Source organism: Aeromicrobium sp. P5_D10, from assembly GCF_054049535.1.
In genome coordinates, this window is record NZ_JBFUME010000001.1 from 163,784 (window position 1) to 176,602 (window position 12,819).

Sequence of the window (12,819 nt, forward strand, 5' to 3'; positions counted from 1 at the left end):
GCGCTCCGGGCGGCTACTCGGCGTCTTGGCCGAACGGTCGTGGGCCGGTGTAGTCGGGTCCGTACGCTCCGGGGGCGGGACGCCGCGAGGTGCCCATCGAGTGGTGCCCCGGAGCCATCCGGCGAGCCGTGACCAAAAATGCGGTGTGCCCGTTCATCTTGTGCTGGGGGCGCACGGCGAGTCCTTCGAGGTGCCAGTCGCGCTCGAGGGTCTCCCACGCACGCGGCTCAGTGAAGCCGCCGTCCTCGCGGATCGTCTCGACGAACCTCGACAACTGTGTCGTTGTGGCGACGTAGGCGCAGACGATCCCGCCGGGCACCAGGCGTTCGACGGCCAACGGGATGCACGTCCACGGATCGACCATGTCGAGGATCAACCGGTCGATCTCGGTCTCGGTGATGACCTCTCGCACATCGCCGACCGTCAACGTCCAACCGGGCAGGTCGGTGCCGGCGACCTGATGCACGTTCTTCGTGACGTTCTCGGCGAATTCCTCACGCAGCTCGTACGAGCCGAGCGTTCCGGTCGGCCCGATGGCCCGCAACAGATATGACGTGAGGCTGCCCGATCCGGCACCTGCCTCCACGACCCGGGCGCCCGGGTAGATATCGGCCTGCGCCACGATCTGGGCGGCGTCCTTGGGGTAGATGATCGCCGCGCCGCGGGGCATCGAGACGACGTACTCGAACAGCAGCGGCCGGAACACCTGATACGGCGCATCCATCGAGGAGTAGATGACGATCCCCTCTGGCTGACCCAGCATGTCGTCGTGCTTGATCTGTCCCTTCTTGGTCGAGAACTCCAAGCCCGACGCCAACCGCACATTGTGCTTTCGGCCCTTGGGATCGGTGAGACGGACCCATTCGCCTTCGGTCAGGGGTCCGCTACGGGTGAATGACGTCAATTTCGGCTCGCTCGGTAGGCATCGTCGACGGCGCGCGAGGTCATGACACCGAACACGCTCCCGTCCTTTTCGGTCAGTACATAGGTTTCAGCTGGACGCGCCGCCATCGCGCGGAGGAGCTCTGAGCCGTGCAGATCGGCGGGCAGTGCCACGGCATCCTCTGGTGCCGGCTGGCCGGGCAGCGCGATATCGCGGGCCACGAGCAGATTGATGCGAGCCGAGCGTCCGGCGCCGCGTAACGCCTGTGTGGCGCCTTGCCACAGGATCACTCCCACCATGGCCGCCACCAGCACATTGATGGTGCTCTCCTCGGCATTGCGGAATGTGACGACCGACCACACGACAAGGGCGACCGCGGTCAGCCGTCCGATCCACCCCGCGGCTCGGATTCCGGCTTCCTCGTTGCGGGTGATCATCCAGACGATCGCCCGGAACACCCGACCGCCGTCGAGCGGCAGACCGGGAATCATGTTGAACACCGCGACGATGAGATTGACCACCGCGATGGACCACACGACATCGGAAGCAGTCTGGTCGTCCAGGACGTCAGCGATGCCGAAGGCGCCGGCTGCGATCGCGAAAGAGGCCAGCGGCCCGGCGATCGACGTCAGCAACTCCTGGCTGGGAGTTCTGCTCTGACCCGCGATCAGGGTTTCGCCGCCGAGCAGGTGCAATGTCACCGATTCGACCCGCATCCCGTACGAACGTGCCAGCAGCAGGTGGGCGATCTCATGAACCAGGATCGACACGTAGAGCGATACCACGAAGATCGTCGCCAGCAGATACGGATTCGCGTCGGTCCACTCGTCGTACCGGGCCGCGAACAGAACCACCAGAATCGCGCCGAGGATCAGCAACGACGGTCGGATCAGCAGATCGACGCCGAACAGTCGACCCATCCGCCAAGCGCCGGGTCGATGGGAGTGGTTCACGGATTCAATCTATCGGGTGCTCCGCGCCGGCGCGGAGTGTCAGGCCCCGGAACTAAGGTGATGCCCATGACGGAGAACCCTGAACCGCTGACCTACCGACGGTCGCTCTCACCGAGTCGCGCGGGTGATTTCCAAAATTGCCCGTTGCTGTACCGGTTCAGGGTCATCGACAGACTGCCCGAACCCGCCGATCCCATGATGGTGCGCGGCACGCTGGTTCATGCTGTGCTCGAGGACCTCTTCGGCGATGACGCGCCGTCGCGGACCCTCGACCGGGCCGTCGAACTGCTCCCGGGTGAGTGGGCAGCTTTACGGGAGGCCGAGCCCCGTCTCGCGGAGCTCTTCACCGCCGAACGGGCCGCCGAGGAGACCGCATGGCTCGCATCCTGCGTAGATCTGCTGCGCACCTACTTCGCGATGGAGGACCCGCGCTATCTCGAACCTGCCGCGCGGGAGGAACGGGTCTCGTACGAGATCGATTCGGGGGTTGCCTTCGGGGGCATCATCGACCGGGTCGATATCGCGCCCGACGGCCGGATCAGAGTCGTGGACTATAAAACCGGCCGGTCGCCGGATCCTCGCTACGAGGACAAAGCACTGTTCCAGATGAAGTTCTACGCGCTGGTCATCTGGCGCACCCGCGGGGTCATTCCGACACTCCTGCAGCTGATGTATCTCGGCGACGGGTCGTTCTTGCGCTATGAGCCCACCGAAGACGATCTCGTGGCCGCCGAGAAGAAGCTCATGGCACTGTGGGATGCGATCGAGCGCGCCATCGAACTGCGTGACTTTCCGCCACGCAAGAGCGGGCTGTGCGGCTGGTGCGCGCACAAGTCGCTGTGCCCCGAGTGGGGCGGAACTCCCCCGGAGTTGCCGCTGCTGCAGCTGGCTGCGCCCGCCTGACGACTGACGTCAGGCGAAGAACGCCGAGAGGTCACCCAGCGCCAGTCCGGCCAGCGTCGGGATCTGCACCCGGCGTTCGGCCTCTGGCACATTGACGAAGTGCGGGACGACGATGACATCGCATCCTGCGGCATTGGCCGAGGTGGCGCCGGTGCCGGAATCCTCGATCGCGAGGCATTTGCCCGCGTCCACTCCTAGAAGCTCTGCAGCCCGCAGGTAAGGGTCGGGGAAGGGCTTGGGCCGGGCGACCTGATCGCCAGTGACCACGGCGCCGAACGGCAGCAACTGCGCGACCGGCTCGGCGATCGCGGTGTACGACATCGTCACGAGAGCCTGTGGGATGCCTGCGTCATCGAGAGCCTGGATCAATTCCCGTGCGCCCGGCCGCCACTCGATGTGCTCGCGCAGGGACGCTGCAAGCCGCTCGACCAGGTAGTCGACGATCTGCGGCGGCGTCATGTCCAGTTCGAGGCGGTCGCGGATGTACTCCCCCGATGCGATCAGCGAATTGCCGACGAGCTGTAAAGCGTCCTCCTCCGTCCAGATCTTGCCGTGCGCGGCTGCGAGCTCGTGCTCGGCAGCCATCCACAGCGGTTCGGTATCGACGATCGTGCCGTCGAGATCCCACAACACGGCAGCGTAAGAAATCACATGTCCACCGTAGTAGTCACGGTCGTGACATCCTTGCCCGCCGTGAGATAGTGGACCTCTAGTTCGGGAACTCCCGAGGCCCAGGCGAGCCCGCCGCCGGCTGGAGTTCCCCAGCATTCCTACTTTTGTCTAGCCGGACCTGAGGATTGCTCGTGACTGAGTCTGTCAACCTTCGCCCTGATGCCACTGAAGACCTCGTGGCCGCCTTGAAGAACCGCATCCTGGTGCTCGACGGCGCCATGGGCACCGCGATCCAACGCGACCGGCCCGACGAGGCCGGCTACCGCGGCGAACGGTTCAAGGACTGGCCCTCCGATGTGCAGGGCAATAACGATCTGCTGTCGATCACTCAGCCGAAGATCATCGCCGACATCCACCGCGAGTACCTCGAGGCCGGCGCCGATCTGATCGAGACCAACACCTTCAACGCGACTTCGATCTCGTTGAGCGACTACGGCATGGAAGAGCTCGCGTACGAGCTGAACTTCGAATCGGCCAGGCTCGCCCGCCAGGAGTGCGACAAGGTCACCGCTCAGACGCCCGACAGGCCCCGCTACGTTGTCGGCGCGGTCGGCCCGACGAGCCGGACCGCGTCGATCTCTCCGGACGTCAACGACCCAGGAGCCCGCAACATCACGTACGACCAACTGGTCGAGGCGTATCTCGAACAGGCCAATGGACTGGTCGACGGCGGTTCCGACGTCCTGATGATCGAGACGATCTTCGACACGCTCAACGCCAAAGCCGCGATCTTCGCGCTCGAAACCCTCTTCGAGCAGCGCGAACGGCGCTGGCCCGTCATCATTTCGGGCACGATCACGGATGCTTCGGGCCGTACTCTGTCGGGCCAGGTCACGGAGGCGTTCTGGTACTCGATCCGTCATGTCAAGCCGCTCCTGGTCGGCCTGAACTGTGCGCTCGGCGCCAAGGAGATGCGTCCATACATCGCCGAGATGTCGCGGGTGGCGGACACATTCGTCAGCTGTTATCCCAATGCCGGGTTGCCCAACGCCTTCGGCGAGTACGACGAAGCGCCCGACGAGACCGCGGCCATCGTCTCGGAGTTCGCCGATGCCGGCTTCGTCAATCTGGTCGGTGGCTGCTGCGGCACCACGCCGGCCCACATCGCGTCCATCGCGCGTGAAGTCGCCGACAAAGCACCCCGCGTCGTCCCCACCACGAAACCGGCCTTGCGACTGTCAGGCCTCGAACCGTTGATCGTCACAGAGGAATCGCTGTTCCTCAACGTGGGTGAACGGACCAACATCACGGGTTCGGCGCGGTTCCGCAATCTGATCAAGGCCGGCGACTACCCCACCGCACTCGGTGTCGCCCGTCAACAGGTCGAGAACGGCGCCCAGGTCATCGACGTCAACATGGACGAAGGCATGATCGACGGCGTCGACGCGATGGAACGCTTCATGAAGCTGATCGCGACCGAGCCCGACATCTGCCGCGTGCCGACCATGGTCGACTCCTCCAAGTGGGAGGTCATCGAAGCCGGTCTCAAATGCGTACAGGGCAAAGCGATCGTCAACTCGATCTCCATGAAGGAAGGAGTCGAGAAGTTCGTCCGCGAGGCCCAGCTGTGTCGCAAGTACGGTGCTGCCGTCGTCGTCATGGCATTCGACGAGGACGGTCAGGCCGACAACCTCGAACGCCGCAAGCAGATCTGTGAGCGTGCGTACCGGATCCTGGTCGACGAGGTCGGCTTTCCGGCCGAGGACATCATCTTCGACCCGAATGTCTTCGCAGTGGCGACCGGTATCGAGGAGCACGCCAACTACGGGCTCGACTTCATCGAGGCCACCCGCTGGATCAAGCAGAACCTTCCCGGCGCGCTCGTGTCGGGCGGCGTCTCCAACGTCTCGTTCTCGTTCCGCGGCAACAATCCGGTCCGCGAGGCGATTCACGCGGTCTTCCTGTACCACGCGATCGGTGCCGGTATGGACATGGGAATCGTCAACGCCGGAGCCCTCGAGGTCTACGACGAGGTGCCCGAGCTGCTGCGCGAACGCATCGAGGACGTCGTCCTCAACCGTCGCTCCGACAGCACCGAGCGGCTTCTCGACATCGCCGCCGATTTCGCCGGCGACGGTTCGGTCAAAGAGGTCGCAACGGAGGAATGGCGCTCACTGCCTGTTGGCGAACGGATCACCCACGCCCTGGTCAAGGGCATCGACGAGTTCGCCGAATCCGACACCGAGGAACTGCGCCAGCTGATCTCCGATCGCGGCGGCCGACCCATCGAGGTCATCGAGGGTCCCCTGATGGACGGCATGAACGTGGTCGGCGATCTGTTCGGCGAGGGCAAGATGTTCCTGCCGCAGGTCGTCAAATCTGCACGGGTCATGAAGAAGGCCGTCGCCTATCTGATCCCGTTCATCGAGGCCGAGAAGCAGCCTGGCGATGTCGAGCGCAGCAATGGCAAGGTCGTCATGGCCACGGTCAAGGGCGATGTGCACGACATCGGCAAGAACATCGTCGGCGTCGTGCTGCAATGCAATAACTACGATGTCGTCGACCTCGGCGTCATGGTCCCGGCGCAGAAGATCCTCGACGCCGCCAAGGCCGAGGGTGCGGACGTCATCGGCCTGTCCGGACTCATCACACCGTCGCTCGACGAGATGGTCAACTTCGCGGCCGAAATGGAGCGCCAAGGCTTCGACATCCCGTTGATGATCGGCGGGGCGACGACCTCACGCGCGCACACCGCTGTCAAGGTCGACAAGAAGTATCACGGGCCGGTCATCTGGGTCAAAGATGCATCGCGTTCGGTGCCGGTCGTCGCGGCCCTGTTGTCCGATGAACAGCGACCCAAGCTGATCGCCGACACCGATGCCGACTACGAATCGCTGCGTGAACGTCACGCAGCCCGCCAGGACTCCCGCTCCTTGCTGACGATCGGAGCGGCCCGCGAGCAGGCGCCGCCGATCGACTGGAGCGATTACCATCCGCCGCGCCCGCGCATGCTGGCCCAGCAGGCCCGCGATGTGTGCAGCGGACCGGGCTGCGATCACCGTCACGGCGAACCGACCCAGTTCGTCAAGACCTTCACCGACTACTCACTCGAGGAGCTGCGGCCGTACATCGACTGGCAGCCGTTCTTCAATGCGTGGGAGATGAAGGGCAAATTCCCCGACATCCTCAACAACCCCGCCTCGGGCGAAGCAGCACGCAAGCTGTACGACGACGCACAGTCCATGCTCGACCAGCTGATCGCCGAGAAGTGGATCCGCGCCAATGGCGTCTTCGGTCTGTTCCCGGCAAGTCAGATCCCCGGCGACGACATCGAGGTGTACACCGACGAGTCACGCTCGAACGTCTTGACGACGCTGCATCAGTTGCGCCAGCAGGGCGAGGGCCGGCAAGGATCGTCGCGCAAATCCCTAGCCGACTTCGTGGCACCCAAGGAATCGGGTCTGCGCGACTACGTCGGCGCCTTCGCCGTCACTGCCGGCGTCGGAATCACCGAACGCATCTTGGACTTCAAGAAGAATCTCGACGACTACAACGCCATCTTGTTGGAGTCCCTCGCCGACCGGTTCGCCGAAGCCTTCGCCGAGCGTATGCACGAACGGGTCCGCAAGGAGTTCTGGGCGTACGTCCCGAACGAGACGCTCAGCAATGAAGAGCTGATCAAGGAGAAGTACGCCGGAATCCGGCCCGCACCCGGCTATCCGGCCTGCCCCGAGCACACCGAGAAGCAGACGATCTGGGAACTGCTCGACGTCGAGGCCAATACCGGAATCGAGCTCACCGACAGCATGGCCATGTGGCCGGGTGCCTCGGTCAGCGGTCTGTACTTCTCACACCCGGAGTCGTCGTACTTCGTCCTCGGACGCATCGGCCGCGACCAGGTCGAGGACTACGCCGAGCGCAAGGGCTGGACGCTCGACGAGGCCGAGAAGTGGCTGTCACCGAATCTGGGGTACAGAACCGAAAACGAGTAAAGCGGGCGGGCTCCTCCGTCGCCCTCAACTCCGCTGCTCGCTGGCGCTCGCATCGGGCCGCTTCCGCTCGCTTCGCTCGCGCACGCCTGGGTCCGATAGGAGCCGGGCGGGGCTAGGCTGATGGGGTGAGTTCCACTCCTGACATTCCGCAATTGCGTGATCCGTGGATGGTGGCCGCGTTCGAGGGCTGGAACGACGCCGCCGACGCGGCGTCGGGCACGGTCGACCACCTGATCGAAGAGTGGGATGCCGAACTGCTGGTCGAGCTCGATCCCGAGGAGTTCTACGACTTCCAGGAGCATCGGCCGCAGATCGTGTCCACTGAGGCCGGCGAGCGGATCATCTTGTGGCCGACGCCTGCGATCTATCACGCACGTCCCAAGCACAGCGAACGCGATGTGCTAATCTTGCGGGCTCCCGAGCCGCATTTGCGCTGGAAGACGTTCTGTTCCACGGTGATCGGCATCGCCAAACTGGCCGGGGTCACCGAGATCGTGACTCTCGGTGCGCTTCTGGCCGATTCGCCGCACACTCGACCTGTCCCGGTGACCGGATCGACGACCGATCCGATGCTGATGGAGCGGATGGCGCTGCTGCCCTCGCGCTACACCGGGCCGATCGGCATCACGTCAGTACTGGCCGAGCTCGCCGCTGGCGAGGAGATCGCTGCGACCTCGCTCTGGGCGGCGGTGCCCCACTACCTGGCCGAGCCGCCGTGCCCCAAGGCGACGCTCGCCCTCCTCGGAGCCCTCGAGGATGCGGTCGGTATCCCGCTTCCCCAGGGCGTCCTCTCAGAACTCACCGAGGCCTGGCAGCGCGGGGCCGACGACGTGGCCTCGCGTGATGAGGAGATCGCCGAGTATGTCGAGGCACTCGAAAATGAGCGCGACACCAGCGATCTCCCCGAAGCTTCCGGGGACGCGATCGCCCGTGAGTTCGAACGCTACCTGCGACGTCGCAACGTCGATCCGGAGTAGGAAGCCCTTGCGCCTGCGTCCGGTTGCCGTTGCCCTGTTGAGCCTGGGCGTCGTACTGCTGCTCGTCCTGTTCTGGCAGTTCCTCGACGTCTACTTCGTGCTGGGCGGCGAGAGTGCCGATCCCTCCGCCGCTCAGGGGACGCGCTACGTGTGGACGGCATCGGCATGCGTCGTGGCCATGCTCGGCGGGACCATCGCCGGCACCTTGGCCACGAGCAAAGTGCTTGGGGCGTTGGGCGGCATCGGCGTCGTGCTCGCGGTGATCGCGGGGGCCGTCTTCGTGGTTCCCAGTGACCGCTGGGTGCGCGACGACCCGGTCCACCAGCTGCCGGACGACTACGAGCCGTGCTACAGCGGCAGCAACGACTGCGGCCCAGGAGGCTGAATCAGAGTTCGACGCCGAGCAACGCGTCGACCGCTGACCGCACGGTGCGTCCGGCCTGCGGATCCTCGGCCGTGTCGTCCGCTGCCCAGGCGTCGACGGCGGCCAGCGCCGCCGGTGCGTCCAGGTCGTTGCTCAGTGCGGCGCGGATCTGTTCGAGGACCGCGGTGCCCGATGGCGCCACGGTGCGAGCCACCGAGGCCCGCCAACGTTCCAGACGGGTCTCGGCGATGGTGATCTCGTCGGCGAACCACTCCCAGTCGCTGCGGTAGTGGTGGGCGAGCAAGGCGAGTCGGATGGCCATCGGATCGTGACCGGCCGCGCGCAATTTGGAGACGAGAACCAGATTGCCCTTCGACTTGGACATCTTCTCGCCCTCGTACCCGACCATCCCGGCGTGTACATAGGCCCGCGCGAACGGTTCACCCGTCGCGACCGTCGCTTCCGAAGCCGACATCTCGTGGTGCGGGAAGACCAGATCCGATCCGCCGCCCTGGACGTCGAATGCTTCGCCGAGATGTTCCAGTGCGATTGCCGTGCACTCGATGTGCCACCCCGGGCGTCCCTTGCCCAGGCGGGTGTCCCACGCGGGATCGTTGGGCCGTTCGGCTTGCCAGAGCAGACAATCCAGTGGGTGCTTCTTGCCCGGACGGTCGGGGTCTCCCCCACGCTCGGGGAAGATCCGCAGCATCTCGGCTTCGTCGAAGCCCGAGACGAGCCCGAAGCCCGGGTCGGCGTGGACGTCGAAGTAGAGATCGTCGTCGACGGAGTAGACAGCCCCCGCCTCTTGGAGCCGTTCGACCAGATCCACGACAAGTCCGATCGATTCGACCGCGCCGATGTAGTGGGCCGGTGCAATGATGCGCAACGCTGTCATGTCCTCGCGGAACAGCTCGGTCTCGCGCTCGGCGAGCTCGACCCAGTCGACACCGGTGGCAAGGGCACGTTCGAGCAGCGGATCATCCACATCGGTGACATTCTGCGTGTAGGTCACGTCGAGACCGCGGTCTCGCCAGACCCGCTGGAGCAGATCGAATGTCAGGTATGTCGCGGCGTGGCCCATATGGGTCGCGTCGTACGGCGTGATGCCGCAGACGTACAGCCGGGCGTGCGACTCGGGGTCGACCGGACGTACGGCCGTGGTGGAGGTGTCGTGCACCTGGACAATCGGGCCACTACCCAGACCGAGATCGCCAAGAACAGGGACCTCGGGACTCGACCAACTACGCATGGCCTGAGCGTATCTGTTGGACGGTTACGGCCTGTCGACGGCCGTTGCCTTCCGCACCGGGAGAGAATGTCGACGTGATCATCGACTGCGCGGTTTATCGTGACGGAGTTCGTGAGACGACACCCCACGACACATCTTCGATCGATGCTGCGCTGGCTGACCTGGGCCAGGACGACTTCTTGTGGATCGGCATCGGCAACCCGACCGAGGACGAGATGCAGCGGGTCGGCTCCTCCCTCGGATTGCACCCCCTGGCAGTCGAGGATGCCCTCGAAGCGCATCAGCGCCCCAAGGTCGAGCGCTACGCGGATCACACCTTCATCTCGATCCGGACGGTCTCCTACAGCGATGACGACATCACGACCCACGAGGTCAACATGTTCCTCGGCGCCAACTATCTGCTGACGGTTCGCCACGGCGGACGCCCCTTGCGAGATGCACGTAAATCCGCCGAGAAGCTGATCGAGCCCCTGTCACACGGGCCTACTGCAGCGCTCTATGCCGTAGTCGACTCGATCGTCGACCATTACGAGGCTGTCGCTGCGGAGCTCGAAACCGATGTGCAGGAAGTCGAGTCGTCGGTGTTCTCCACGCAGCGTTCCAGCGACTCCAGCCGCATCTACCGCCTCAAGCGCGAAACGCTGGAGTTCCGGCGGGCAGTCGTGCCGCTTCGCGAGCCATTGCACCGGTTGGCGTTGACCGCGGCGTCGGAGGAAGCTCGACCGTACTTCCGCGATATCGCCGATCATCTGTCGCGGGCGTCAGAGACCATCGATTCGATCGACCATCTGCTCGACAACGCTCTACAAGCCCACTTGGCACAGTTGAGCGTCCAGCAGAACGAGGACATGCGCAAGCTGACTGCGGGCGCCACGATCTTCGCCGTCCCGACGGCGATCGCCGGGATCTACGGGATGAACTTCGACCACATGCCCGAGCTCAGCTGGACGTACGGCTACCCGATCTGCGTTGCTGTGATCGGCACGCTGTGCGGATACATCTACTGGCGGTTCAAGCGCTCCGGCTGGCTGTGAACGTCAGCCGACCGTCGTGCCGGCAGCGATGACACCCGATCCCACCAGGATCAGGACCAGCGCGCCCAGCCCGATGCGGTAGACCACGAACGGCGCATACGACCGGGTACTGACGAACTTCAGCAACCAATGGATCACGGCGATGCCGACCACGAACGAGACGATCGTGCCCACGATGGTCGGTCCGACGCCGTAGGCGTTCTCGCCGCCGGGGATGTCCTTGAGCTTGTAGATCCCGGCGCCCAGTACCGCTGGGATGGCCAGCAAGAATGCATAGCGGGTCGCTGCGGCCCGCTCGTAGCCGAGGAACAGTCCCATGCTGATCGTGGCGCCTGAACGCGACACACCCGGGACGAGAGCACCGGCCTGGGCCAGGCCGAGCAAAATGGCATGCCGCAGCGTCATCGACTCGATCCCGCTGGTCTTGCGCCCTACCCGTTCGGCAATACCGAGCACGATGCCGAGGACTATCAACGTCGTACCGATGACCCACAGATTGCGGAACTCGCGATCGATCAGACCCTGCAGCGCCAGTCCGAACAGCACGATCGGCAAGGAACCGATGATGACGAACCAGCCCATCCGCCACTCAGGCGCACGGCGTGCCTCCGACGAGAACACGCCTTTGACCCAGCCGGATCCGATCGTCCAGATATCGCGCCAGAAATACAGGACCACCGCGACCTCGGTACCGATCTGCACTACCGCGGTGTACGCGGCGCCCGGATCGTCCCAGCCGAAGAACTTGGGAAATATCGCCAGATGGGCACTGCTGGAGATCGGCAGGAACTCGGTCAGACCTTGGATGACGCCGAGCACGACGGCTTGCAGGAAGTCCACCGCGCGAGCCTACACGGCTTGAACCACCTCTCGGTCTAACCTTCTGCCATGCGGTATCGCCGGGTCGGTCGCTCAGGACTGGAGGTTTCCAGGCTCGCGCTGGGCACCATGACATGGGGCAGCACGGTCGATGCCTTCGAAGCTGAGGATCAACTCCGAGTGTTCCTCGACGCCGGCGGGACCTTGGTCGACACCGCCCCGATCTACGGCGACGGGGACTGCGAGGAACTGCTCGGCACCCTCCTCGCCAAGTCGGGTGTCCGCGACCAGATCGTCCTCGCGGGCAAGGCCGGCTTCACCAGACGTGCCGGTCAAGTCGTCAAGGACGGCTCCCGGCGCACGCTGCTGGACCAGCTCGACGTCTCGCTGCGACAACTCGGCACGGATCATCTCGATCTCTGGCAGATCCACACCCCCGACCTCGAAGTCCCCCTCGAAGAGACGCTGGGAGCACTGGAGCACGCGGTCCGTACCGGACGGACCCGCTACGTCGGCATCTCGAACTTCACCGGCTGGCAGACCGGCATCGCGCAGACCTGGTTGTCCGGACGCTCGGAGGGCATCCCGTTGGTCAGCACACAGGTCGAGTACTCGTTGATCAATCGCGATCCCGAAGCCGAGATCATTCCCGCCGCGGCCCATCTCGGCATGGGGGTGTTCGCCTGGTCCCCGTTGGGTCGAGGCGTCTTGTCGGGCAAGTACCGCGCCGGGATCCCGACCGACTCCCGGGCCGCCACGCCCGGCTGGGACAGCTTCGTGGGCGAGCACCTGACGCCAGGCAAGGCGAGTGCAGTCGAAGCGCTGGCGCGCGCGGCCGAAGGTCTCGACGTCACGATCGCGCACGTCGCCTTGGCCTGGCTGCTAGCACGGCCTCAAGTCTCGGCAGCGATCGTCGGTGCCCGCACCACGGCGCAGTTGGAGGAGAACCTCGCCGCCGATGATCTTGAACTTCCCACCGAGATCCTCCAAGCGTTGGATGATGTGTCAGCGGCGGTTCGATGAAAGGGGCAGT

The 12,819-nt window shown here is 64.7% G+C and carries 11 protein-coding genes; 6 read left to right on the top strand and 5 right to left on the bottom strand.

Features of this window, described 5'->3' with window-relative positions; genetic code table 11:
• Positions 1-13: 13 nt before the first annotated feature.
• Together ACXJKC_RS00870 and ACXJKC_RS00875 are read right to left on the bottom strand one after the other, a co-directional pair.
• Positions 14-904, bottom strand: coding sequence for a tRNA (adenine-N1)-methyltransferase (locus ACXJKC_RS00870; RefSeq protein ID WP_456694772.1), 891 nt, complete (start codon positions 902-904; stop codon positions 14-16).
• Entirely contained in the window at positions 901-1,836 is a 936-nt protein-coding gene (locus ACXJKC_RS00875) for a site-2 protease family protein (RefSeq protein WP_456694773.1), read from the bottom strand. The genes ACXJKC_RS00870 and ACXJKC_RS00875 overlap by 4 nt, the downstream gene beginning before the upstream one ends.
• Positions 1,837-1,902: 66 nt before the next feature.
• On the opposite strand from ACXJKC_RS00875, the gene ACXJKC_RS00880 reads away from it, so the two are divergent.
• On the top strand, positions 1,903-2,739 hold the full coding sequence (locus ACXJKC_RS00880) for a RecB family exonuclease (protein WP_456694774.1): 837 nt from the start codon (positions 1,903-1,905) through the stop codon (positions 2,737-2,739).
• A 9-nt stretch (positions 2,740-2,748) separates the two neighbouring features.
• Here ACXJKC_RS00880 and ACXJKC_RS00885 read toward each other — a convergent pair whose 3' ends face one another.
• Positions 2,749-3,390: an HAD family hydrolase gene (locus tag ACXJKC_RS00885; protein ID WP_456694775.1), complete on the bottom strand. Its 642-nt coding sequence runs from the start codon at positions 3,388-3,390 to the stop codon at positions 2,749-2,751.
• A 152-nt stretch (positions 3,391-3,542) separates the two neighbouring features.
• Between ACXJKC_RS00885 and metH the strand changes: the two genes are divergently transcribed.
• From metH to ACXJKC_RS00900, 3 genes are all read left to right on the top strand, one after another.
• A complete protein-coding gene (gene metH / locus ACXJKC_RS00890; RefSeq protein WP_456694776.1) occupies positions 3,543-7,343 on the top strand; it encodes a methionine synthase in 3,801 nt (1,266 codons plus the stop codon).
• Positions 7,344-7,468: 125 nt separating this feature from the next.
• Positions 7,469-8,320 carry a PAC2 family protein gene (locus tag ACXJKC_RS00895; RefSeq protein ID WP_456694777.1) on the top strand — a complete coding sequence of 284 codons (852 nt, stop codon included), beginning with the start codon at positions 7,469-7,471 and terminating at the stop codon, positions 8,318-8,320.
• 7 nt (positions 8,321-8,327) lie between these two features.
• Positions 8,328-8,705, top strand: coding sequence for a hypothetical protein (locus ACXJKC_RS00900; protein WP_456694778.1), 378 nt, complete (start codon positions 8,328-8,330; stop codon positions 8,703-8,705).
• 1 nt (position 8,706) lies between these two features.
• On the opposite strand, the gene mshC is transcribed toward ACXJKC_RS00900, so the two are convergent.
• Positions 8,707-9,933: a cysteine--1-D-myo-inosityl 2-amino-2-deoxy-alpha-D-glucopyranoside ligase gene (gene mshC / locus ACXJKC_RS00905; protein WP_456694779.1), complete on the bottom strand. Its 1,227-nt coding sequence runs from the start codon at positions 9,931-9,933 to the stop codon at positions 8,707-8,709.
• Positions 9,934-10,007: 74 nt separating this feature from the next.
• Here mshC and corA point away from each other — a divergent pair, with 74 nt between their 5' ends.
• Positions 10,008-10,967: a magnesium/cobalt transporter CorA gene (gene corA / locus ACXJKC_RS00910; RefSeq protein WP_456694780.1), complete on the top strand. Its 960-nt coding sequence runs from the start codon at positions 10,008-10,010 to the stop codon at positions 10,965-10,967.
• A gap of 3 nt (positions 10,968-10,970) precedes the next feature.
• Here the strand turns inward: corA and ACXJKC_RS00915 are convergent, their stop codons facing one another.
• Positions 10,971-11,807 (bottom strand): undecaprenyl-diphosphate phosphatase, encoded by an 837-nt coding sequence (locus ACXJKC_RS00915; protein ID WP_456694781.1) that lies wholly within the window; start codon positions 11,805-11,807, stop codon positions 10,971-10,973.
• A 48-nt stretch (positions 11,808-11,855) separates the two neighbouring features.
• On the opposite strand from ACXJKC_RS00915, the gene ACXJKC_RS00920 reads away from it, so the two are divergent.
• Complete coding sequence (locus ACXJKC_RS00920) at positions 11,856-12,809, top strand: aldo/keto reductase (RefSeq protein WP_456694782.1); 954 nt, start codon at positions 11,856-11,858, stop codon at positions 12,807-12,809.
• Positions 12,810-12,819: the final 10 nt, after the last annotated feature.